Source organism: Corynebacterium confusum, assembly GCF_030408715.1.
GTDB classification, from domain to species: Bacteria; Actinomycetota; Actinomycetes; order Mycobacteriales; family Mycobacteriaceae; genus Corynebacterium; species Corynebacterium confusum.
Genome location: NZ_CP047202.1, coordinates 229,902 through 253,774, shown reverse-complemented (window position 1 = coordinate 253,774; position 23,873 = coordinate 229,902). Strand labels below are relative to the sequence as shown.

The 23,873-nt window shown below is 66.9% G+C and carries 17 protein-coding genes and 1 tRNA gene; 12 read left to right on the top strand and 6 right to left on the bottom strand.

Annotation, left to right across the window (positions count from 1 at the left end; all coding sequences use genetic code 11):
• Nucleotides 1–327 precede the first annotated feature (327 nt).
• The 9 genes from CCONF_RS01240 (at nt 328) to CCONF_RS01200 (ending at nt 11,579) form a co-directional block, all read left to right on the top strand.
• Nucleotides 328–1,650, top strand: coding sequence for an alpha/beta hydrolase (locus CCONF_RS01240; RefSeq protein WP_290224405.1), 1,323 nt, complete (start codon nt 328–330; stop codon nt 1,648–1,650).
• A gap of 35 nt (nt 1,651–1,685) precedes the next feature.
• A complete protein-coding gene (locus CCONF_RS01235) occupies nt 1,686–2,765 on the top strand; it encodes an alpha/beta hydrolase (RefSeq protein ID WP_290224402.1) in 1,080 nt (359 codons plus the stop codon).
• 86 nt (nt 2,766–2,851) lie between these two features.
• Nucleotides 2,852–4,270, top strand: a complete 1,419-nt coding sequence (locus tag CCONF_RS01230) for a M1 family metallopeptidase (protein WP_290224399.1) — start codon at nt 2,852–2,854, stop codon at nt 4,268–4,270.
• A gap of 212 nt (nt 4,271–4,482) precedes the next feature.
• Nucleotides 4,483–6,057: an HNH endonuclease signature motif containing protein gene (locus tag CCONF_RS01225; protein ID WP_290224395.1), complete on the top strand. Its 1,575-nt coding sequence runs from the start codon at nt 4,483–4,485 to the stop codon at nt 6,055–6,057.
• Between the two features lie 194 nt (nt 6,058–6,251).
• Nucleotides 6,252–7,250 carry a dTDP-glucose 4,6-dehydratase gene (gene rfbB, locus CCONF_RS01220; RefSeq protein WP_290226175.1) on the top strand — a complete coding sequence of 333 codons (999 nt, stop codon included), beginning with the start codon at nt 6,252–6,254 and terminating at the stop codon, nt 7,248–7,250.
• 67 nt (nt 7,251–7,317) lie between these two features.
• Complete coding sequence (rfbD, locus tag CCONF_RS01215; protein ID WP_290224393.1) at nt 7,318–8,688, top strand: dTDP-4-dehydrorhamnose reductase; 1,371 nt, start codon at nt 7,318–7,320, stop codon at nt 8,686–8,688.
• 11 nt (nt 8,689–8,699) lie between these two features.
• Complete coding sequence (rfbA, locus tag CCONF_RS01210; RefSeq protein ID WP_290224391.1) at nt 8,700–9,563, top strand: glucose-1-phosphate thymidylyltransferase RfbA; 864 nt, start codon at nt 8,700–8,702, stop codon at nt 9,561–9,563.
• Between the two features lie 125 nt (nt 9,564–9,688).
• Nucleotides 9,689–10,603: a DsbA family protein gene (locus CCONF_RS01205; RefSeq protein ID WP_290224389.1), complete on the top strand. Its 915-nt coding sequence runs from the start codon at nt 9,689–9,691 to the stop codon at nt 10,601–10,603.
• Between the two features lie 142 nt (nt 10,604–10,745).
• Nucleotides 10,746–11,579 carry a cytochrome c biogenesis CcdA family protein gene (locus tag CCONF_RS01200; RefSeq protein WP_290224387.1) on the top strand — a complete coding sequence of 278 codons (834 nt, stop codon included), beginning with the start codon at nt 10,746–10,748 and terminating at the stop codon, nt 11,577–11,579.
• 38 nt (nt 11,580–11,617) lie between these two features.
• Here CCONF_RS01200 and CCONF_RS01195 read toward each other — a convergent pair whose 3' ends face one another.
• The 3 genes from CCONF_RS01195 to CCONF_RS01185 all read right to left on the bottom strand — a co-directional run bounded on the left by CCONF_RS01195 (nt 11,618) and on the right by CCONF_RS01185 (nt 14,389).
• The gene (locus tag CCONF_RS01195; protein WP_290224385.1) at nt 11,618–12,238 is read right to left on the bottom strand and encodes an MBL fold metallo-hydrolase; all 621 of its coding nucleotides are present in this window, start codon (nt 12,236–12,238) and stop codon (nt 11,618–11,620) included.
• A gap of 67 nt (nt 12,239–12,305) precedes the next feature.
• The gene (locus CCONF_RS01190; RefSeq protein ID WP_290224382.1) at nt 12,306–13,412 is read right to left on the bottom strand and encodes an S-(hydroxymethyl)mycothiol dehydrogenase; all 1,107 of its coding nucleotides are present in this window, start codon (nt 13,410–13,412) and stop codon (nt 12,306–12,308) included.
• 140 nt (nt 13,413–13,552) lie between these two features.
• The gene (locus CCONF_RS01185; RefSeq protein WP_290224378.1) at nt 13,553–14,389 is read right to left on the bottom strand and encodes a GDSL-type esterase/lipase family protein; all 837 of its coding nucleotides are present in this window, start codon (nt 14,387–14,389) and stop codon (nt 13,553–13,555) included.
• 187 nt (nt 14,390–14,576) lie between these two features.
• Here CCONF_RS01185 and CCONF_RS01180 point away from each other — a divergent pair, with 187 nt between their 5' ends.
• Entirely contained in the window at nt 14,577–16,232 is a 1,656-nt protein-coding gene (locus CCONF_RS01180) for an AMP-binding protein (protein WP_290224376.1), read from the top strand.
• Nucleotides 16,233–16,315: 83 nt separating this feature from the next.
• On the opposite strand, the gene CCONF_RS01175 is transcribed toward CCONF_RS01180, so the two are convergent.
• Together CCONF_RS01175 and CCONF_RS01170 are read right to left on the bottom strand one after the other, a co-directional pair.
• A tRNA-Thr gene (locus CCONF_RS01175) sits at nt 16,316–16,388 on the bottom strand.
• A gap of 79 nt (nt 16,389–16,467) precedes the next feature.
• A complete protein-coding gene (locus CCONF_RS01170; RefSeq protein WP_290224374.1) occupies nt 16,468–17,679 on the bottom strand; it encodes a DNA polymerase III subunit delta' in 1,212 nt (403 codons plus the stop codon).
• A gap of 45 nt (nt 17,680–17,724) precedes the next feature.
• On the opposite strand from CCONF_RS01170, the gene CCONF_RS01165 reads away from it, so the two are divergent.
• Entirely contained in the window at nt 17,725–19,257 is a 1,533-nt protein-coding gene (locus CCONF_RS01165; RefSeq protein ID WP_290224372.1) for an adenylate/guanylate cyclase domain-containing protein, read from the top strand.
• A gap of 108 nt (nt 19,258–19,365) precedes the next feature.
• Complete coding sequence (locus tag CCONF_RS01160; protein ID WP_290224369.1) at nt 19,366–20,670, top strand: DUF418 domain-containing protein; 1,305 nt, start codon at nt 19,366–19,368, stop codon at nt 20,668–20,670.
• Here the strand turns inward: CCONF_RS01160 and topA are convergent.
• The gene (gene topA / locus CCONF_RS01155) at nt 20,630–23,668 is read right to left on the bottom strand and encodes a type I DNA topoisomerase (protein WP_290224368.1); all 3,039 of its coding nucleotides are present in this window, start codon (nt 23,666–23,668) and stop codon (nt 20,630–20,632) included. The two genes, CCONF_RS01160 and topA, sit on opposite strands and share 41 nt — an antisense overlap.
• Between the last annotated feature and the right edge of the window lie 205 nt (nt 23,669–23,873).

Genomic DNA, 23,873 nt, shown 5'->3' with positions numbered 1-23,873 from the left:
AACGCGGTTAAGCGGTGCGGTTGTTTTAACGAAAAATTCCCAGCTCGCGTTACGCCGGAGGGGAACTTCCGGGCAGCTAGCCGGCATCGGCAGCCGGAAACCCCCTAGATTATGACACACCTTTCACTTGCACACCACCCGTTTCGTGTCCGGCTGCTAAGCTATATTTGCACTGTGAGCGACAGTTGTTTGCTTTAGGCTGGGATTTGCTGAAAAATTTCAGCTGACGGACAGCTGCTAACAACTTTGTTTGCACCTACGATAACCAGTCAGGAAACTCTCTCTTCCCTTTGCGAAAAGGCCCCTCTCTCAGGAAGCGTTAACCTCATGAAGATTATTCGCCCGCTGGTTGGCACCACCGCCGCCACCGCCCTTGCCCTTGGCCTTTGCGTCTCCCCGGCGCTGGCTGACGAGCCGGCCGGCGATCTGGAGGCCGTTGCCGACCTGGAAGAGCCGGCCACCGACCCGGAGATTGCCGAGGCCATCCTGGGCGACGAGAACGCTCCCGAGTCCGCGCAGTCCGACGCCGCTTCCGAGGAGGCAGAGACCGCCGCGGCCGGCGAGTCCGTCATCACGGAAATCGACCTAGCACAGGAGACCGCCCCGGCGTGGTCCACCAACGCCGACGGCAAGCGCGTCATCAGCCCGTCCAAGATGGCCAGCGGTAAGCAGTGGATGGCCTACGCCCAGGCCAGCTCCTTCAACCGCGAGCATGTCAAGGCCTTCAACGCCACCTCGCCGGCCATGGGCGGGCGCGAAATCCCGCTGGCGGTCATCACCCCGGACGGCAACTTCGACCAGGCCCGCCCGACCCTGTACCTGCTCAACGGCGCCGGCGGCGCGGACCAGGACATGGAGTGGATCAAGCAGACCTACCGCAAGGATGTCGACCCGACCAAGGAAGGCACCCAGGACATGGTGGACTTCTACGTCGACAAGGGCATCAACGTGGTTATCCCGCAGGCCGGCGCCTTCTCCTACTACTTCGACTGGCAGAAGGATCCCAACAGCAAGTACCTGAAGGGCCCGCAGAAGTGGGAGACCTTCCTGACCCAGGAGCTGCCGGGCGCGCTGGAGCAGACCATCAACGGCAACGGCAAACGCGGCATCGCCGGCATGTCCATGTCCGCGACCTCCGCCCTGGTACTCGCCCAGCAGCACCCAGACCTCTACGATGCGGTCGGTTCCTTCTCGGGCTGCGCCGCCACTTCCACGGTGCTGCCGCACCAGTTCGTCGGCCTGACCGTCAACCGCGGCGGCGCCACCCCGGAGCAGATCTGGGGCGCCCGCGGCTCCGCCGAGAACCGCCGCTACGACGGCCTGGCCAACGCCGAGAAGCTCCGCGGCCACGAGATCTATGTGTCCGCCAACTCCGGCCTGGTGGGCAAGGAAGACACCGTCTCCCACCTGATGAACCAGGGCGCTGACCTGTCGACGGCGCTGGCTGGGTCCTCCACCCTCACCATCGAGGGCGGCGTCATCGAGGCGGCCATGAACGCCTGCACCCACGACCTGAAGGCCAAGATGGACTCCCTGTCCATCCCGGCGGACTGGAACTTCCGCAACACCGGTACCCACTCCTGGCCGGGCTGGATCAAGGACATCAGCGAGTCCTGGCCAACCTTCGAGCGGGCCTTCGGCGAGAATTAACAAACTAAGAACTTAAGCAGAAAGAGAGCATTAGCATGAAGCGACTGAGTACCCTCCTGGCCACCGCAGCCCTGGCTGCCACAGCCACCGCCGTCCCGGCGGCCACCGCAGCCACCCTGACCCCGGCCGACGTCAACGGCGGCGCCCCGGCCTCGGAGGTTAGCGACCTGCAGGTCACCGACGCCGTCGCGAACTCCAAGTGGTACAAGCAGTACAAGGACGACGACCGGGTACTCAAGCTGCAGGCTAGCTCTCCGGCCATGAACGGCCGCCAGATTCCGCTGGCCGTCATCCCGGCGGGCGAGCCCAACCGCCCGACCATCTACCTGCTCAACGGCGCCGGCAGCGCCGAGCAGGACGCGGACTGGCTGTCCAAGGCCCAGACCGTCGACTTCTACGCCGACAAGAAGGTCAACGTCGTCATCCCGCAGGCCGGCGCCTTCTCCTACTACACCGACTGGGAGCAGACCCCGAACGGCAAGTACCTGCAGGGGCCGCAGAAGTGGGAGACCTTCCTGACCAAGGAGCTGCCGGGCTCGATCGAGTCCCGCCTGGAGGCCAACAACAAGCGCGCCATCGCCGGCATGTCCATGTCCGCGACCTCCTCGCTGCTGCTAGCCCAGCACAACCAGGGCTTCTACGACGCCGTCGGCTCCTTCGCCGGCTGCGCCGCCACCGCTTACCCGATGGAATACGAGTTCCTGCGCCTGACCGTCAACCGGGGCGGCGGCCAGCCGGAGCAGATGTGGGGCCGCCAGGGCTCCGCGAACAATCGCTACAACGATGCCCTGATGAACTCGGAGAAGCTGCGCGGCACCAAGCTCTACATCTCCTCTGGTTCCGGCCTGGCCGATGAGACTGCCATGCCGAGCTACCTGCAGTCCAAGGGCGCTAGCCAGGCTGAGGCCGCCGTCGGCTCCGCCATCAACCAGGTCGAGGGCGGCGTCATCGAGGCCGGCGTCAACCACTGCACCCACAACCTCAAGGCCAAGCTGGACTCCCAGAAGATCCCGGCGACCTACAACTTCCGCAACGCCGGCGTCCACAACTGGACCGGCTGGCGCGAGGACCTGGAGAAGTCCTGGGCCACCTTCTGGCAGGCCTTCTACAACTAACGCTGCGTTCTAAGCACGGGCCTTAAGGCCGGTTTTCGGACTGGCTCCTGGGGCTTTCTACAAGGGCGGTAGACTTAGCATTTATCATGATGCTTTCTTCTACCGCCCTTTCTGCTGCTTCTGGTTCTTCTGTTGGTTCTGGTGCTGGTTCTAGTGCCAGGGTTGCCCCTCACGCCACCCGGGATCCGTACACCAAGGTTGACTACAACCTGGGGTTTCGGGTGCGCCACTACCAGCTGGAGCTGGACTACAAGGTCGAGCCCAACCTGCTGTCTGCGCAGGCTACGCTGACCATCGAGGTCGGCGAGGAAGACCTGAATGCCCTGCAGCTCGACCTGGGTCCCGCGATGGCGGTGCGCCGCGTCAGCTGCCCCGCCGGCCCGCGGGTGGCCCGCTTTAGGACCTCGGGCGGCAAGCTGCGGATTTCGTTTGCGGAGCCGGTGGCATCGGGGGCAGAAATCACGTTGGCCATCCGCTACGGCGGCAACCCGCGGCCCATCGCCAGCCCCTGGGGTGAAATCGGCTGGGAGGAGACCGAGTCCGGTTCCCTAGTCGCCAGCCAGCCCAACGGGGCGCCGAGCTGGTTCCCGTGCGACGACCACCCGAGCCAGAAGGCGACCTTTGACCTCGCCATCACTGCCGACAACCCCTTCACCGTCGTCGCCAACGGCACGCTGGTCGACAAGGCCACGGCGGGGCCGTCGCGGACGGCGTGGCACTACCGCATCGATAAGCCCATGGCGACCTACCTGGCGACGGTGCTGGTGGGCGAGTTCAGCGAGTTCCGCCTGGGGCCCAACACCGTGGCGTACGCGCCCGCTGACCTGCGCGAACAGGTGACCGAGGAATTCGGCCGCCAGCAGGAGATGCTCGATTTCTTGGCCGAGACCTTCGGGCCGTACCCCTTCCCCGACTACCGCGTGGTCGTCACCGAAGACGAGCTGGAAATCCCGCTGGAGGCGCAAGGCATTTCCATCTTTGGCTCCAACCACGTGCGCGGCGACCACGCCTTCGAGCGGCTCATCTTCCACGAGCTTTCCCACCAGTGGTTCGGCAACGCGGTGGGCCTTAGCCGCTGGCAGGACATCTGGCTCAACGAAGGTTTCGCCTGCTACTGCGAGTGGCTCTGGAGCGAGCACACCGGCCAAGCCATGGCCCACGATGCCGCCCACTCCCACTACTTGGTCCTCTCGCGCAAGCCCCACGACCTCCTGCTGGCCGACCCCGGCACCCGCGACATGTTCGACGACCGCGTCTACAAGCGCGGCGCCCTGTTCATCCACTCCCTGCGGCACCTGCTTGGCGATGCCACCTTCTTCCCCCTCGTCCGCTCCTACCTCGCCGATAACCAGCACGGAAACGTCGTCGCGCGGGACTTCTGGGAGGCTCTGGTGGGGGCTGTGAAGGACGCAGAAGAGGGCGCTTCCGATGTTTCTGTCGCGGACGTGGAGGGCCTCTGGAACCAATGGCTGAACGAGCAGGAATTGCCGCGGTTCCCGAAGTAGTTGGCGCTGGGATTCGGCTGGGTTGGCTGGGCCGGCTGGGTTGGCTGCCGATTTTAGTTTCTACTTAAACTAAGCCAGCTCTGGCGAACAGGCACTTTAGTAAAGTCGAACATATTTTCTTTTTTGCTGTTGACACGGGCTTTTTTATCGTTATACTAGAACACGTAAGCGAAAAAAGGTTCTACGCGACGGTTCCTTAGGGGGTGACCGCCATGACTGACCAGCACGACGAAATCCTAGCAACGCTCAAAGAAATCTCTGGCTCCATGGAGCGGTTACGCTCCCTAATGAAGAAACCCGAAGACCTGTCCTTCGGACGCCTCCACCGCGGCTTCGAGGCCTTCGAATACGCCTTCAACAACAAGACCGTCATCGATGGCGCTTTCGCTTTCCTCGCCGAGCGCGACGACGCCGGCCGCCAGGTCGGCTCCTCGAAGGCCATCGACTACCTCATGGCGCGCCTCGGCCTGGACTTTGCCACCGCCCGGGAGCGGCTCGAGACCGGCCGCGATCTGTTCAGCCCTCTCGAGGAGGCCGCGCCCGCACCGGAACCGACTCCCCTGCCCGACGACGCCCAGGCTGTCAGCGATGAAGAACGCGCCCGCCAGCAGGCCGCCGACGCGGAAGCGCAACGCCGGGCGCAGGCGGAAAGGGAAGCTGAGGAGCGCCGCCGCAAGCGCTTCCTGGAAGACGGCCAAACCACCAGCGCCAAGGTGCTGGCGATGATTGAGACGGAGCTCAAACACCTCAACCAGCACGCCACCCCAGGCCACAAGCAGCTGCGCGAGCAGGCCCTGGAAAAGGCAAAAGATACCTCGCTGCACACGCTGCGGGACTGGCTGCGCAAGCAGATTAAGAACGCCAACTTGGCCGCCCGCACCCCGGAAGGTACCAAGGACAAGGACGCCGCCTACAAGAAGCGCCGGCTAGCCCTGTCCAACCCGGACGCCGACGGCGGCGTGCACGTCCGCGGCTACCTGGACCCCGCCACCGCCGCGCTCGTCAAGAGCGCCCTGGCGAACGCCCGCAACGCGGATAACGCCGCTTTGAAGGAAAGCGGGCTGGACCAGGAAGACAAGCGCAGCTTCCAAGAGCGCAACGTGGACCACCTGCGCTATATCTGCCGCCGGTACCTATCCTCCAAGGACCAGTCCACCGGCGGCGCGGCGGGCCTTCTGGTCACGCTCACCATGGATGACCTCGAGAACATGACCGGAGACAGCCGCTTCCCCACCACCGCGGGTATCTCGGTCAGCCCGCTCGACCTTCTCCGGATGGGGCTCGCTGAGCACGACTTCCTCTGCGTCCTCGACCCCCACGGCTTCCCGCTCGAGCTGGCGCGCAATAGGCGCACGGCGAGCCTCTGGCAAAAGATTGCCCTGGCCGCTTCCGAGCTGGTGTGCACCCACCCGGACTGCAACCGGGCCTGGATTGACTGCGACGTCCACCACGTCATCGCCTGGGCTTTGGGAGGAGATACCGATATTTCCAACCTCACGCTCCGGTGCCGACGCCACCACGTGGATAACAACGACTTCCGGGATGGTGCCAACAACATGGGCCACGCCGACAGATCCCCCGAGACCAGGCGCACCGGCCACCGGGCCGGGCCAGGGCAACCGCTGCGGTTCAACGAATCGCCCGCGGCCCAGCAATCGTGTGGTCACAAGGTCCGCCACCGAGGTGCACCACCCACTGGCACTAGTCCCGGACCCCGTACCGGTTCCACCTCAGGCGGCGAGGCTCCCCCGCCAGACCCGCACAGCCAGGCTCCGTTGTTTAGTTAAGATGTTGTCCCTGTTCACCCTCCCCTGCCAAGGGCACGCCCGTGTGGCCTGGCGGGGATTCACGCGCGCCTGGACTCTTGAGGACTCTTGGGGGCTCTTGCGGCTCCTCGGGGCAGCTTGGGTCTACTGGGCTGCTCGTGGCGGGAGATGACGGTGGCAGGCTTCGAGGCAACCGCTGAAGTAGGATGGTGACCATTATGTCTACGTTGCTCGTGACCGGCGGGGCCGGCTTCATCGGTTCCAATTTCGTCCGGCTGACCCTAGCGGAAACCGACTACTCGGTGGTGGTCCTCGACAAGCTGACCTACGCGGGAAACCGCGCCAACATCGCCGATCTAGGAGGCGACCGCTGCTCCTTCGTCCAGGGCGACATCGCCGACGCAGAACTGGTCAACCAGGTCATGCGGGACGTTGACGCCGTGGTTCATTTTGCGGCCGAATCCCATAACGACAACTCCCTGCGCGACCCGTCGCCGTTCATCCAGACCAACCTGGTGGGTACTTTTACCCTGCTGGAAGCCGCCCGGAACCGCGGGACCCGCTTCCACCACGTCTCCACCGACGAGGTCTTCGGTGACCTGGAGATTGGGGCCGACACGCGCTTTACGGAATCGACGGCGTATCAGCCGTCGTCGCCGTACTCGGCATCGAAGGCGGGATCCGACCACCTGGTGCGCGCCTGGGCGCGGTCCTTCGGCCTGCCCGTGACGGTGTCGAACTGCTCGAACAATTACGGCCCCTACCAACACATCGAGAAGTTCATCCCCCGCCAGATCACGAATATCCTGTCCGGCCTGCGCCCGAAGCTGTACGGCACCGGGGAGCAGGTGCGCGACTGGATTCACGTCGACGACCACAACCGGGCCGTGATCGACATCCTGGAACGCGGCCGGCTGGGCGAGACCTACAACATCGGCGCCGACCAACCCGACACCAGCAACCTGCAGGTCATGGAAATCATCTGCGACCTCATGGGGGCGGACGGCTTCGACCACGTGGCGGACCGGCCCGGGCACGACCAGCGCTACGCCATGGACGCGACCAAGCTACGCACCGAACTGGGCTGGACCCCGCGGTTCACGGATCTGCGGGCCGGCCTGAAAGACACCATCGCGTGGTACGCCGACAACCGCGACTGGTGGGAGGCCAGCAAGCAAGACGTCGAGGCCGGCTACGCCCGGCGGGGACAGTAGGATCGGCCAAGGTTTACAACCAGGCCTAACAGCAAGTTCTAACAACCAGGAACCACGGAAGGACAGAATGGACATTCGCACCACGGGCATCGAGGGACTCCTCATTGTGGACTTGGACGTCCACGGGGATGACCGGGGCTGGTTCAAGGAGAACTGGCAGCGGGAGAAGATGGTGGCGGCCGGCCTCCCCGACTTCGCGCCGGTCCAGAACAACGTCTCCTTCAACGCGACCGCCGGGGTGACCCGGGGCCTGCACGCCGAGCCCTGGGACAAGCTGGTCTCTGTCGCCTACGGCAAGGTCTTCGGGGCCTGGTGCGATCTGCGGGAAGGGTCCGAGACCTACGGCGAGTTGGTTACCACCGAGATTGGCCCCGACACGGCCGTCTTCGTCCCCCGCGGGGTGGCCAACGGCTTCCAAGCCCTGGAACTGACCGCCTATTCCTACCTGGTCAACGATCACTGGTCCCCGGAGGCGTCTTACCCGGCCGTCAACCTCGACCTGGTGGACTGGCCGCTGGAGCCGACCGAGATCTCCGACAAGGACGCGGCCCACCCGCAACTTTCCGAGGCGACCCCGATGCCCCCGCGCAAGGTCCTAGTCACCGGCGCCGACGGGCAGCTCGGGCGCGCCTTCCGGCGGATCCTGCCCCACGCCGAGTTCGCCACCCGGGCCGATCTCGACATCACCGACCCCCACCTCGCCGAGGCCCGCCGCTGGCGCGACTATTCCGCGATCATCAACTGCGCCGCCTACAACAACGTCGACGGGGCCGAGCGCGATCGCGCGACCGCCTGGGCCGTCAACGCGCAGGCGGTGGCGCGGCTGGCCGGCATCGCTAGCGCCCACAACCTGACGCTGGTGCACGTCAGCAGCGACTATATCTTCGACGGCACCGAGAAGGTCCACTCCGAGCAGGAGGAGGTGAGCCCGCTGAGCGTGTATGGGGCATCGAAGGCGGCTGGCGATGCCGCCGCCCAGGCCACCGCCCGCCACTACGTGGTCCGCACCAGCTGGGTCTTCGGCGACGGCAACAACTTCGTCGAGGCCATGCGCGGCCTCGCCCTGCGCGGGGTGGAGCCCGAGGTCGTCGCCGATCAGCGCGGCCGCCCCACCTTCGCCGAGGACCTGGCCAAGGCCATCGCCCACCTGCTGGACTCCGGGGCCGAGTACGGCGTCTACAACGTCACCAACTCGGGCGACACCGTCGGGCGGGACGAGCTGGCGATGGCCACCTTCATCGGCATCGGGCACGATCCGGCCGAGGTCCGCCCGACCACCACCGATCACTTCGCCCAGCCCGGCGCGGCCCCGCGCCCGGCCGAGTCGACCCTCGATCTGAGCAAGCTGGAGGCCACCGGCTTCCGGCCCCAGAACTGGCGGGCCGCACTGGCCCTCTACCTGGCGTTGTACCCGGCCGCCGGGGAAGCGGAAAGCTAGACTTTTAAAGCATGAAAGGCATCATCCTGGCCGGCGGTTCCGGCACGCGGCTCTACCCCATCACCCAGGGGATCTCTAAGCAGCTCATGCCGATCTACGACAAGCCGATGGTCTACTACCCGCTATCCACCCTGATCCAGGCGGGTATCCGGGAGATCCTCATCATCACCACCCCGGAGGATTCCGCCTCCTTCCAGCGCCTGCTCGGCGACGGATCCCAGCTGGGCCTCATGCTCTCCTACGCAGTCCAGCCCCGCCCCAAGGGCCTGGCACAGGCCTTCATCATCGGCGAGGAGTTCATCGGCGGCGACGACGTCGCCCTCGTTTTGGGCGACAACATCTTCGACGGCCACGGCTTCAGCAGCGCCCTGCCCGAGTGCCGGTCCCCGCACGGGGGAGTCATCTTCGCCTACGAGGTCTCCGATCCCCAGCGCTACGGCGTAGTCGAGTTCGCCCCCGACGGGCGGGCCATCAGCATCGAGGAGAAGCCGGAACACCCGAAGTCCAGCCACGCCGTCGTGGGCCTGTACTTCTACGACAACCAGGTCTGCGAGATCGCCCGGTCCATTCAGCCCTCGGCCCGCGGGGAGCTGGAGATCACCGCCGTCAACGAGGAGTACCTGCGCCGCGGGGAGCTCTCGGTCAAGCGCATGCGGCGCGGCGACGTATGGCTGGACACCGGCACCGTGGATTCGATGAGCGAGGCCTCCGCCTACGTCGAGGTCATCCAGAAGCGCACCGGCACCGTCCTGGGATCACCCGAGGTGGCCGCCTTCCGCGAGGGTTTCATCGACCGGGAACAGCTGCTGCGCCTGGCCGCCGGCCTCGACAAATCGGGCTACGGCGCCTACCTGCGCGCCGCGGCCGAGGACTAGCCGCACCGCACGACCGCACACCGCACGACCCCGCGCCGCGCCGCCCGGGCTAGACTGTCCGGGACGCTGGTTTTTATTCACACCATTCACGCCGCACCTTAAGAGTTCTCTACGGAGGAGGCCCCTTGCCCGATAGCTCAATGTACGACCAACCCCTAGTGGGACAGAAGCGCCCCTCCGCCCTCCGCGACGTCCCCGCCCTGGTGTGGGTGCTCACCGCCGTGATCGTGGTACTGGCCGTCGTCATCGGCTTCCTGGTCGCCGACCGCAACGGCGCCGACGATGCCGCCAGCAACGGCGGCAACAGCAACAGCAGCAGCGGGGCCGCCAGCCACAGCCAGCCAGCAGACGGCCAATCTGCCGGCCAACCAGACGGCCAATCAGACAAGTCAGCCCAGGCCGCCCCGGGCACCAACTTCGACGAACCCAACGGCGACCCCAAGCTGTACGGCCCCGCCGGCACCATCTCCTCCAATGAGGACATCGACAAGGTCCACCGCCGGGCCGACAACGATCCCTTCGCCCGCGGCGCCCTCGATGCCCCGGTGGTCATCTCCGAGTTCTCCGACTTCGAGTGCCCCTTCTGCTCCCGCTTCCACAACCAGACCGCGCCCGCCCTCATCGCGGAATACGTCGACAAGGGCCTGGTGCGCATCGAGTGGAATGACTTCCCGGTCAACGGCCCCCACGCCATCGACGGGGCGAAGGCCGGCCGAGCCGCGGCCGCCCAGGGCAAGTTCGCGGAGTTCCAGAAGGCCGCCTTCGCCGCCAGCGCCGACATGGACGGCCACCCCAACTTCGACATGGATGATTACGTGCGCTTCGCCGAGGAGGCCGGCATCGAGGACATCGAACGCTTCCGCCAGGAGGCCGGCGACGACACCTACACCCAGGTCGTCGAAGACGCCCGCGATTACGCGGCCAGCCTGGGCATCACCGGCACCCCGTCCTTCGTGGTGGGCAGACAGTTCGTCTCCGGGGCACAGCCCGAGGACGTCTTCCGCCAGGTCATCGAGGAGGAGCTGTCCCGGGATGCGTAAGGTCCACTGGCTCGTCTGGCTGTTCATCGCCCTGCTGGCTTGTACCGGGTTCTTCTTCGGGCTCGGCCTCGGCAGCGCGCTGGGCGCTTAAGGGAAGATTTAAGGAGCTTAAAGAGACTTCAGGAGAAAGGAGACGCACCACATGATGGAAATCGGCCTGCTCGGTTCCTTCCTAGCCGGGGTCTTGTCCCTGCTCAGCCCGTGCTCCGCGCTGCTGCTGCCGGCCTTTTTCGCCTACGCCTTCCGGTCGGTGACCCAGCTGGTGACCCGGACCGGGGTGTTTTTCTGCGGGCTGGCGGCCGTGCTGGTGCCGGTGGGCACGGGGCTGGGCGGCATCGGCGGCTTGTTTAACCAGCACCGCGAGGCCGTCATCACCGCCGGCGGGGCCGTCATGGTGGCCCTCGGGATCTTTATCGCCCTGGGCGGCGGCTTCACCCTGCCGGGGCTGGGCCGGCTCAGCCAGCGAGTTAGGGGCGATGGCTACGTCAGCGTCTTTTTGCTCGGCTGCGTCTACGGCTTCGCCGGGTTCTGCGCCGGCCCCCTGCTGGGCGCGGTCCTCACCACGGCCGCCGTCGGCGGATCCCTGGGTTACGGGGCTCTGACGATGGGGGTTTACGCCCTCGGCATGACCGTCCCCCTGTTCGTCCTGGCCGCGGCCTGGGATCGCTTCGATCTGGGCCGCCGGCCCTGGCTGCGCGGGCGCCCCCTGCAGCTGGGGCCCATCCGCACCAATTCACTGTCGGTGCTGGCCGGGGCCCTGTTCGTGGGCATCGGGGTGCTGTTTATCTTCTCCCACGGCACGAGCCTGCTGCCCAGCCCGGTGGGCACCGAGGAGGCCTTCGTCGTGCAGGAATGGGTGGCGCGCCTGGCCGGCCGCGCCCCAGACGCGTGGGTGGCCGGCGGAATCAGCGGGGTGGCGGCCGCAGCGGTGGGTATCAAGGCCGCCCGCACCCCGGCCCCGGCCCCGGCCGGGTAAATTCCCAACCCCGCCCTCCCCGCAATAGCTAGCGGCGCTTAGTAGCCGCGGCGCACGTACTCGTCGATACGATCGGCCTCGGCCCCGATCGTGGTGGCATCGCCGTGGCCGGGCAGCACCCGGGTCTCGGCTGGCAGGAAGAAGACGACGTCGCGCAGGGACTCCACGATGACGTCGAAGTCGGAGTACTTGCGCCCCGTGGCCCCCGGCCCGCCCGAGAAGAGGGTGTCGCCGGAGAGCAGGGTCTCCTCGCCCGGCAGGTAGAGCACCACGCAGCCCGGGGAGTGACCCGGCGTGTGCAGCACCCGGATCTCCTCGCCCTCGAGTAGGAAGCGCTGCCCGTCGTAGAAGTGGAGGTAGGGCTCGTTGCCGTTCGACTCCTGCCACAGCACGTCGTCGTCCGGGTGCAGGTAGACCGGAGCATTGAAGCGGCGGGCCGCCCGCGGGGCCAGCTCGCAGTGGTCGTTGTGGGCGTGGGTGAGCAGGATGGCGCGCACCTCGCGGTCGCCCACCTGGTCGGCAATCGCGTCCAGATCGTGGGAGGGGTCAACCACCACGACGGCGTCGCCGACCGACAGCACGTAGACGTTGTTGTCGACGTCCCAGCAGCCGCCGTCGAGGCAGAACTTTCCGGAAGTCACCAGGTTTTCAATCCGCATGTGGTTAGTCTCCTTATCGTGCGGTGTCTCAGACAGGGAATCAGGGAATAACAGCCGTGGCCGCGGCCTAGATCTCGACGACCGAACGCAGGACCTTGCCCTCCTGCATGGTGCCGAAGGCGCGCTCGACGTCGTCCAGGGCGATCCGCTCGGAGACGAACTTGTCCAGCGGGAACTGGCCGTTGCGGTGCAGCGAGACGTAGGCCGGGAAGTCGCGCTCCGGCAGGCAGTCGCCGTACCAGGCCGGGCGGATGGACCCGCCGCGGCCGTAGAGGTCGATGGCCGGCACGTCGACGTGGTCGGTCAGGTTGGGCACGCCCACCATGACCAGGCGGCCGGCGTGGTCGCGGGAGTAGAAGGCCTGGCGCCAGGTGGGTTGGATGCCCACGGCATCGATAGCCACGTCGACGCCGAAGCCCTCGGTGAGCTCGCGGACGGCGTCGATGACCTCCTGCTCCTCCATGCCGGCGGAGCAGCTGGTGTCGGTGGCGCCGAATTCGCGGGCCACGTCCAGCTTGGACTGGTCCAGGTCGACCGCGATGATCTTGGCGGCCCCGGCCAGCTTGGCGCCAGCCACTGCCGCGGTGCCCACGCCGCCGCAGCCGAAGACGGCGACCGTCTCACCCAGCTGGACCTCGCCGGTGTTGACGGCCGCGCCGAGGCCGGCCATGATGCCGCAGCCCAGCAGGCCGGCGGCGGCCGGATCCTCGTCCGGGTCGACCTTGGTGCACTGACCCTCGTGGACCAGGGTCTTCTCGGCGAAGGCGCCGATCCCCAGGGCCGGGGTCAGCTCGGTGCCGTCCTCCAGGGTCATGGCCTGGGAGGCGTTGAAGGTGTCGAAGCAGTACTTCGGCTCGCCCTTCTTGCAGGCCCGGCACTCGCCGCACACTGCGCGCCAGTTCAGGACCACGAAGTCGCCCTCGGCGACGTGGGTAACGTCCTCGCCGACCGTCTCGACGATGCCGGCAGCCTCGTGGCCGAGCAAGAAGGGGTAGGCGTCTTCAATGTCGCCGTTGCGGTAGGCCAGGTCCGTGTGGCAGACGCCGCAGGCCTGGATCTTGACGACAACGTCATTCGGGCCCGGGGCCGGGATGACAATGTTGACCTTCTCGACTTCCGCGCCCTGAGAACGGGCGATTACACCAGATACAATCTGTTCATTCTTCTCGCTCATACCCGCGAGCCTACCCATGTTTTCACTACCCGGCAGCTAATGAAAACGACCCCCAATTACCGTGGTAACCAGGGGTTTCGGCGCCCGCCCCCTCCCCCGGGAAGGGGCTCAGGAAAACGGACGCAAAAGAATGCGCGAGATTAAGACGCCGCCAACACGTTCGCGATGTGCTCGTGGCCGCGGGCGTTGACGTGCAGCGGCAGGTTGCCGTCACCCGCGTTGAAGTCCACCAGGCCGGCCCACTTGCGGTTGCCGTCCGGGCCGCACATACCGGAGTTGCGGGTCGAGGGCTTCAGGTCGACGAACTCGGTGCCGGTCGCGCGGGCCAGGTCGACCTGCATCCACTGGGCCTTGTTCTCAAAGTCGGCGACCTGCGGCAGCGGGGTGCGGTCCCAGGAGGAACCGGCGTGGATCAGGCAGTAGTGGATCCCGTCGCCGATGGTCGGGTAGCCCACGATCTGGATGCGGGCGTTGGGGGCGGCCGCGCGGATGCGGTCGATGAGCGGGCGGTTGAAGCGGACGAACTTGGCCCGGATCTGGGCTTGGTTCAGGTTCGCGTTGTTGTAGGTGTCGTTGAAGCCGGTGGCGTAGATGACGCGCGCCGTCGACGGGTTCAGCGCCCCGCGGGCGATGGCGGTGTCGATCTGCGCGGAAATCTGCGGGCCCGGGGACATGGAGGCCGCCCCGGAGCAGGAGAAGTCGCGCACTGGCAGGCCCAGCTTAGCGCCGGTACGGACCGCGTAGTTGTTGCCCTTCGGGCAGTTAACGCCCAGCGGGCGCTGGTCGAAGGCGCCGCCGATGCGGTCGCGCAGGTAGGTCCCCATGTCCGGGTCCGCCAGCACCGAGTCCCCGAAGGCGACCAGGTTGCGCTCGGCGGCCTGGGCCTGCGGGGCGGGGGCGGCCAGCAGCGCCGCCAACAAAGTAAAGACAGAAACAAAGACGGCTAGAACAGGCTTTTTCAGTAGATCGACAGACACGAGCTTCCTTTCTCCGCTACATTCCCCTACAAAAATACACTATATTGACAGCCACAACGACCGGTACTTATTAATCGCTTCGCACGCCCCCGGCATTACCGGCGGGTAGCGCCGGGCCACCCCCGCGGCGATATACCGGATGTCATCCCCCGTAGCATTTAGACCCGTAGCTTTTAGATTGGTGTTTATGTCTTTCTCCTCGGCAGCCCACTCCCTGTCCTTCCACTCCCGGGCGCTCGCGCGGCTGGCTGCCAGCCTGGTGCGCACCGGCATCGTTAGCCCCGCCGGAGGGGTGCGCGCCGCCGCGGCCACCCCGGGGATCCTGGCCCGCTACCGCTTCACCACGGCTCGCGAGCTCGAGCAGGGCGCCCGCGCCTGCCCCGACCGGCTGGCGCTCATCGACGACGACGGCACCCTGACCTACCTCCAGCTGCGCGACCAGGCCCGCACCTTCGCCCGCCACCTGCTCGCGCTCAACCTGGACGAGATCCGCCTGGGCGTGATGGCCCGCAACGGGCGCGGCATCATCATCCCGCTGGGCGCGAAGGGCCTGGCCGGCGGCAGCATCTTCCTGCTCAACATCGGCTCCTCAGCCGAGCAGCTGGCCGGGGTCATCGCCGAGAACCGCATCAACGTCCTGGTCATGGACGACGAATTCGTCGATCGCCTGCCCGCCGGCGTCAACGAGACCACCCACGTCATCATCGCCCACGAGTCGGGGCAGGCGGACAAGTCCGGGCGCTGGCCGCGCCTGGCCGACATCGTTCGCCACCCGGAGCGCGTCGATCACCTGCGCCTGCCCGTCCTGCCGCGCCACGGCCACATCGTGCTGATGTCCTCGGGCACCACGGGCATCCCGAAGGGCATCATCCGCAACGAGCCCACCCTACCGGTGGTGGTGGCCTCCATCATGTCGACCATGCCCTGGCGCGCCGATCAGCGCGTCCAGCTGACCGCCTCCATCTTCCACGCCTGGGGCTGGGCCTGCCTGAACATCGCGCTGGCCGCCCGCAACACCATCGTCACCCGCCGTGTTTTCGATCCGGTCGCCTGCCTGCGCGACATCCAGCGCTACCGCCTCGACGGGCTGCTGTCGTCCCCCGTGTTCTACCTGCGCATGGTCGAGGCCGACCCCGACGGCGCTTACGATGCCTCCTCGCTGCGCTTCATCGCCTCCTCCGGGCACGCCCTGAGCCCGTCCATCGTGCAGCGGACCATCGACCGCTTCGGCCCCATCCTGTGCAACATCTACGGCTCCACCGAGCTGGCCCTGGCCGCCACCGCCACCGCCGAACAGGTCGCCGCCAATCCCACCATCGGCGGCCAGGTGGCCTCCGGCACCCGCCTGCGCATCCTGGACCGCGACGGCCACGAGGTCCCCCGCGGCGAGGTGGGCGAAATCTACCTGACCAACGCGACCGCCCTTATCGGCTACACCAACCCCACCATCCAGTCCAAGCAGGCCCAGGGGCTCATCTCCATCGGGGACTTGGGGCGCGTCGATGCCGACGGCAACCTGCACGTGGTCGGCCGCGCCGACGACATGATCATCGTGGGCGGCGAGAACGTCCACCCCCAGTCCGTCACCGAGGTCCTCGAGACCATGGACGGCATCCGCGAGCTGCATTCCGCCGGCGTCGACGATCCGGAGACCTTCGCCCGCGTGGCCGTCTGGGTGGTGCCGGAGGACTCCCCCGCCGGCAAGGAACTGACCGCCGACAAGATCCGCGAGTTCGTGCGCGCCAACCTGGCCGATCACTCCGTGCCCCGCGACGTCCACTTCTTGGACCTGCTGCCGCGCAACGCCACCGGCAAGGTCGTTCCCCGCCAGCTTCCGCGCTAGGCCGGGCTGGGTCGGGCCCGCCGCATGCGAAAACCCGCCGGCCCCCTGGGAAAACCTAGGGAGGCGGCGGGTTATTTCACGAGAGCCGCTTGCGAGAATCGAACTCGCGACCTTTTCATTACGAGTGAAACGCTCTACCGACTGAGCTAAAGCGGCCTGCTGGTACCACAGCAGTACTGTGCAGCACCGCAAAGTTTAACCTAGCCGGTAGCCAATCGAGAAATCAGGTCGGGTATCAGGTCCCGCAGGCGCGGCGCAGGCGGCCGACCAGCCCGTCGAAGGCGGTGCCGGGGGCGACGTTGACGGCGATGTGGTTGCGGCAGGTCACGATCGCCTCCTGGCAGGCGACCAGCCCTTCCTCCCCGACGCGCTGGGCCAGCTCCTGGGCCAGACCGGAAAAGTCCGGGTGGGTCATCTCCACATCGGCGCCCACCCGCAGCATGAGCGCGTCGCGGTAGATGCCGGCCAGATCCACCAGCGCCAGGTCCAGCAGGTCCCGCACCCGGCGGGTGGCCCGCTTCTTCTGGATCTTTTCCAGATCCTTGACCGCCGATCGCACGTCGCGCTGGGCCTTGGCCGCCCCCTTGCCCTTGCCGCCGGCCCCGTAGGCCTTTTCCAGGTCGGCCTTTTCCTTTTCGTCGGCCTCCGCGCCGGCCTCCTTGGACTCCTTCTCGATGGCCTTGATTAAGGCGCCGGCCGCCTGGAAGCCCTGGGCGCCCTGGAAGACCTCCTCGGCCAGGTTGATGGACTGGGCGCGGCGCCGCTGGACGGTGGGATCGGTTACCAGGCGGCGGGCCCGGCCCACGTGCCGCAGGGAGGTCACGGCGGCCAGCCGGGCATCGGACTCGCCGGCACCTTCGGCCACCAGCTGGCTCACGATGGCCTCCGTCGACGGCGCCGGGATGTACAGGTGCCGGCAGCGCGACCGCAGGGTCTGCGAGAAATCCTCCGGGTCCGCCGAGGGCGCCAGCATGACGATGACCGTGCTGGCCGTGGGCTCCTCCACCGTCTTGAGTAGGGCGTTGGCCGCCCCGTCGGTGAGCCGATCGGCGTTTTCGAAGATGATGACCCGCCAGCGCGCCACCGTCGGGCGCGAGGCCGCCTGGCCGATGATGTCACGGACCGTGTCCACCGCGATCGATAGCTCCTGGGGGCGCAGGTAGACCAAGTCGGTGTGCCGGCCCTCCTCGAGGATGCCCCGGCAGGACGCGCATTCGCCGCAGCCCAACTCTTCGCCCCGCTCGCACATCAGCGCCGCGGCAAAGGCGAGCGCCGCCTGGGAGCGGCCGGCCCCGGGAGGCCCGGTGAACAGCCAGGAATGACTCATCGCGCGGGGGTCTTCCCCGGGCAAACCCCGAGCCCCGGCCGCCGCCCGGAGGATGGTGTCCCGGACCGCGGGGGTGTCGGCCAACCGCTGTGCCACATCTGGAGTACTCACCCGCCCCATCCTACTAACCCACAGTGCGGCGGCGAGCGGTTAGAGTATTAAGACATGAGCTCTACTGTGCGGAGACTGCGATGGTTACTGGAGACCCAGTGGCCGATCTATGCCGCCGTCGTCCTCGGGGCCAACATCATCGGGGCCGTGGCCATCATGATGTTCGTCGCGGTATTCCTGCCCATGCCGGAGATCTCCAAATTCAAGGAGAGCGTGCCGGGCTTGGCCTGGATCGGCGTGCTCTACGTGGTATTCGCGGTCATCGTCGGCATCGCCGTGACCCTGCTGCTGTTTAGGCCTGTGCTGGACTGGCAGCGCAACCCGAACGCGCACGATCCGAACATGGTACGCAACCTGGTGCTGCGCATCCCCGTCTACCAGGCCGGAGTGGCGGCCGTGGTCTGGGCCATCGGCATCGTCATTTCGGTAATTTTGACCAGTTCCGTCGACGGCCGCCTGGGGCTGGTGGTGGGGCTGTCCACCATCCTGGCCGGCATGGTCGTGGTCCTGCTGACCTACCTGCAGGCCGAGCGCCTAGTCCGCCCCGTCGCCGCCAACGCCCTGGCCCGCCGCTTCGAGGACTCCTCCCTGGAGCCGCCCATCAAGACCCGCCTGACCGCCTCCTGGGCGATGACGGCGGGCGTGCCCATGCTGGGCATCGTCCTGCTCCTGCTGGGGCAGCGCTCCGGCTTTTTTACTTCCGATGCTGACGACCTCATCCCCGCCATCCTGGTCCTGGCGATCACGGCGATGGGCACCGGCTTCATCGGCACCTCCTTCGCCATCATGAGCGTGGTCGATCCCATCCTGGAGCTCCAGGACGCCATCAACCGGGTGCGCCGCGGCGAGCAAAACGTCGAGGTGGACATCTACGACGGCTCCGAGCTGGGCGTGCTGCAGGCCGGCTTCAACGAGATGATGAAGGGCCTGCGGGAGCGCCAGCGAGTGCGCGACATCTTCGGCCAGTACGTCGGCTCCGAGGTCGCCCAACGCGCCCTGGAGGAAAGCCCGGAGCTGGGCGGCGAGGACCGCAAGGTCGCCGTGCTGTTCATCGATGTCATCGGGTCGACCACCTTCGCGGTCAACCACACCCCGGAAAACGTCGTCGAGGAGCTCAACAAGTTCTTCGAGCACGTCGTGACGGTGGTGCACCACAACCACGGCATCATCAATAAGTTCCAGGGCGACGCGGCCTTGGCGGTCTTCGGCGCCCCCATCAACGTCAACGACTCGACCTCGATGGCGCTGCAGGCGGCCCGCGAGCTGCGCCAGGAGCTGCGCAACCTGGAGCTGCAGGCCGGCATTGGGGTGGCCGCCGGGCACGTGGTCGCCGGCCACATCGGCGGCGCCGATCGCTTCGAATACACCGTCATCGGCGACGCCGTCAACGAGGCCGCCCGCCTGACCGAGCTGGCCAAGGACACCCCGGGCCGTGTGCTGACCAACGCCTCGACCCTGCGCACCGCCAACGAGGCGGAGCAGGCCCGCTGGACCTTCATGAAGTCCATCGAGCTGCGCGGGCGCCGCCGCATGACCCAGCTGGCCCGGCCCATCCGCGCCACCCTGGCCGACCGCGCTGAGCAGTAGCGGCGGGCCGTAGCCCCGCGCAGTAACAGCGGCCCGCAACACCGGCCGGGAAGGAGCGCCGGCGACCGATGCCTGCGCGGCCGGGGCCGTTAAGTTATCTTTTTAGACATGACTCAACCGACTCATAGGCCCCGCATGGTCGTGCCCGACATCGCCCGCGGGCTGGCCCTGCTGGGAATCTGCATCGCCAACATGTCCACCGCCTGGCTGGTCCACGGGACCGGGCCGGCGGGGATGTTCGGCGGCATCGCCGGCGACAGCACGGCCGATAAGGCCGCGGCGCTGTTTGCCGCGATGTTCGCCCACGACCGCGGGCTGCCGATGTTTTCCACCCTGCTGGGCTTCGGCGTAGGCCTTATCACCATGAGCCTGTGGCGCCGCGGCTTCCCGCTGCCGGCTGCCCGGTCCGTCATCGTCAAGCGCTACGGCCTCTTGGCCGCCTTCGGGCTGGCCCACGGCATCTTCCTGTTCAGCGGCGACATCATGATGTTCTACGGCTTGTGCGGGATCCTCATCGCCTGCCTGCTGTCCCTGACCGACAAGGCCTTGCTGCGCATCGCCTACGGCCTGCTCGGGCTGGTCAGCGTCGGCGGGGCAGCCATCGCCGCCCTGGCGGCCTGGTTGCGCGACGATTTTGCCGGCGCCGATCCCTTCAGCACGGGGGCAACGGCCCCGGCCGAGACCTTCCTCGGCATGCTGGGCGAGAATTTCATCGTGATGATGGGCCAGCTGATCGTATCCCCGCTGTTTATGCTGATGTACCTGCCGGTGATGCTGGTCGGCTTCGTCTGGGCCCGCCGGGGCGTGCTCGCCGACGTCGACGCCCACCGCGGGACCCTGCTGGCCTGGACCGGCATCGCCGCCGCCGTCGTGGCGCTCATCGGCCTGCCCTGGGGGCTGTGCGCCATCGGGGTGCTGCCCGACAACCTCACCCCGGTCTTTGTGGCCCTCAACTTCACCGTCGGCATCCTGAGCGGGCCCGGCATCCTCGCCGCGGTCGCACTCGTACTCAACCCGGTGCAAAAGGCGGTCTCCGCCGGCGCGGCGATGCCACGGTGGCTGTGGCCGTTTAGCGCCCTGGGCAAGCGCTCGATGAGCGGCTACGTCCTGCAGTCTGTCATCCTGCTGGCCCTAGTCTTCCCGTTCACCGCCGGTATCGGCGCCGACTTTAGCGCCGCCCAGATGCTGGGCCTGGCCTTTATCACCTGGCTTATCACCCTGGTGCTGGCTTGCGCTTTAGAGGCGCTGGGCGCCCCCGGCCCACTGGAATGGACCCACCGGCGCCTGGCCTACGGACCGACCCGACGGGCCGAGCTGCCGGCCAAGTACCGCACGCCGCTGGAGCCCGGCACGCCTGACGCGGCCGACGCGCCTACTTCGACCGGCGAGAACCCGCCTTCACCACGTTCTTAGTGCCCGGCGACGGCTTCTTGGCCGTCTTCGTCGTGGACTTCTTGCCGGCCTTCTTGGTCGATTTCTTCGTCGACTTCTTGGCCGTCTTTTTCGTCGACTTCTTAGTCGACTTCTTGCTCGTCTTCTTGCCCGCCTTCTTGCTGGCCTTGGAACCGCCGTTGGCGGCCTCCTTGGCTCGGCGCTCCGAGAGCAGCTCGTTGGCGCGCGCGTCGGTCATGGCCTCGGGCTTATCGCCCTTGCGCAGGGAGGCGTTGGTGGTCCCGTCGGTGACGTAGGGGCCGAAGCGGCCGTCCTTGACCGTCATCGGCTTTCCGGAGACGTCGTTGTCGCCCAGTTGCTTCAGCGGCGGCTGCGCGGCCTGGCGGCCCCGGCGCTTCGGCTCCGCGTAGATGCGGCGGGCCTCGTCCAGGGTGATGCTGAAGATCTGCTCCTCGTTGGCAAGCGACCTAGAATCCGTTCCCTTCTTCAGGTAGGGGCCGTAACGGCCGTTCTGGGCCGTGATGATCTCCCCGTCGGACGGGTCCACGCCCACCTCGCGGGGCAGCGACAGCAGCTTGAGGGCCTCGTCCAGGGTGACCTCAGACGGCTCCATCGAGCTAAACAGCGAGGCCGTGCCCGGCTTCAGCTTCTCGTCGATGTACTGGGCTACCCGCTTTTCCTTCTGCTTGGCCGCGGTCTTGGTCTCCCAGTTCTTGGCGCGCTTGCCCTCGGCCGCACGCTGCGCGTCCTCCTCGGCGCGCTCCTTGGCGACAACCTCCTCGGCCTCCGCCTCCGCGGTGGCGCGCTCGTCGTCACGGACCACCTCGGTCACGTACGGGCCGAAGCGACCCTCCTTCGCCACCACCATACGGCCGTTGGCCGGGTTCTCGCCCAGCTCACGGCCGCCCTGCGGGGTGGCGAACAGCTTCTCGGCCAGCTGCTCGGTCAGCTCGTCCGGGGTGGTGGTCTCCGAGAGGTTGGCGCGCTGATAGACCGGCTCCCCGGTCTCCTCGTCGCGGCCGATAACGCGCTCGATGTACGGGCCGTAGCGGCCCACGCGGACCACCACGTCCCGGCCCTCGGAGTCGGTGTAGAGCTTCAGGGAGTTGACCTGGCGGGCATCGATCTGCTCCAGGTTGACGTCGATGAGCGACTTCAGGCCGCCGTGGCGCGCCACCGATGCCGCCTTCTGCTGGCCCACCTGCGCGTTGCCGAAGTAGAAGTCCTTCAGCCACTGGGTGCGGTCCTGGTTGCCAGCCGCGATGGCGTCCAGCTCGTCCTCCATCGAGGAGGTGAAGTCGTAGTCCACCAGCTCGGTGAAGTTGTTCTCCAGCAGCCCGGTGACCGCAAACGCCACCCAGCTGGGCACCAGGGCGTTGCCGCGGGAGACCACGTAGCCGCGGTCCTGGATGGTCTTGATGATGGACGCGTACGTCGACGGGCGGCCGATGCCCAGGTCCTCCATTTTTTTGACCAGGCTGGCCTCGGTGTAGCGGGCCGGCGGGTTGGTCGAGTGGCCCTCGGCCTTGAGATCGGCGATGGTCAGCCCCTGGCCTTCACGCAGCTGGGGCAGGCGCTTGCTGGCATCGTCCTTGTCATTCTTGCCGTTCTTGCCTCCCTTGCCCGGGTTGCTCGGGTCCTCGTAGGCCTTCAGGAAGCCCGGGAAGGTGATCGTGCGGCCGGTGGCAGTGAAGTCCACCTCGTTGCCGGTGGCGGCCGTGCCGGCCACCGTGACCTTCATGGAGGTGCCCTTGGCGTCCTCCATCTGGCAGGCGACGGTGCGCTTCCAGATGAGGTCGTAGAGGCGGAACTCCTCCGCGTCCAGCTGGCCGGATAGCTGCCCCGGGGTGGCGAAGGACTCGCCGGCCGGGCGGATGGCCTCGTGGGCCTCCTGGGAGTTTTTGACCTTGCGGTCATAAACGCGCGGGGAGCTGGCGACGTATTCCTGGCCGTAGATGCTGGTCGCGGCGTTGCGGGCCGCGTTCAGCCCCTGCTTGGACAGCGAGGTGGAGTCGGTACGCATATAGGTGATGTGACCGTTTTCGTAGAGGCGCTGCGCAATGCGCATGGTGCGCTCCGACGTGAAGTGCAGGCGCCGACCCGCCTCCTGCTGCAGGGTCGAGGTCATAAACGGCGGGTAGGGCTTGCGGGTATAGGGTTTGTGCTCCACGCTGGCCACGCTCACCGACTGGCCGCTCAGCCCGTCGGCCAGGGCCTCGGCCTGCTCCTGGCCCAACACCACGACGTCGTCGTTCTTGACGCGCCCGCGGTCGTCGAAGTCGCGGCCGACGGCCACGCGCTGGCCATCGACGGCCGCCAGGCGGGCGGAGAAGGTCCGCGGCTCCTCGGATCCGCTGTTGCCGGTGTCCAGATCGGCGGCCAGATCCCAGTAGTCGGCGGCGATGAACGCCATGCGCTCGCGTTCGCGCTCGACGATGACGCGGGTGGCCACCGACTGCACGCGGCCGGCCGACAGGCGCGGCATGACCTTCTTCCACAGCACCGGGGAGACCTCGTAGCCGTAGAGGCGGTCCAGGATGCGTCGGGTCTCCTGGGCATCGATGAGGTTCTCGTCCAGCTCGCGGGTGTTTTCAGCCGCCTCCAGGATGGCGGACTTAGTGATCTCGTTGAAGACCATGCGGCGCACCGGCACCTTGGGCTTGAGCACCTCGAGCAGGTGCCAGGCGATGGCCTCGCCCTCGCGGTCGGGGTCTGTTGCGAGGAAGAGCTGATCGCACTGCTTCAGCTTGGCTTTGAGGTCCGCGACCTTCTTCTTTTTGTCAGCGCTGATCACGTACAGCGGCGTGAAGTCGTCCTCCGGGTTCACGCCCAAGCGCGCCCAAGACTCCTTCTTGTATTTCGACGGTACGTCTGACGCCCCGCGGGGAAGATCCCGGATGTGACCAACCGAGGCTTCGACTATGTAGTCGTCGCCCAAATACGGCTGGATCTTTTTCGCCTTGGTCGCCGACTCTACGATGACCAGGGTCTTGCCCGACGTGTCGGAAGCTTCTGCCACTTCGACTTCATCCCTTTCGAGGCCTTCTCACACGAGACTTACGCTGTCCGCCCCGCCCGGGGCGCCGCGCGCTTTAGCTTCCGAGCTTTCGCGCGCCACGCCCAGGCAAGGCCAAGTGCCCCTAGCCTACACAGAGCCAAAACCGGCTACATAGTAATACAGTATTTAATGGGGCCACTTCCGAACTGTTTATCACTTGTCTAGC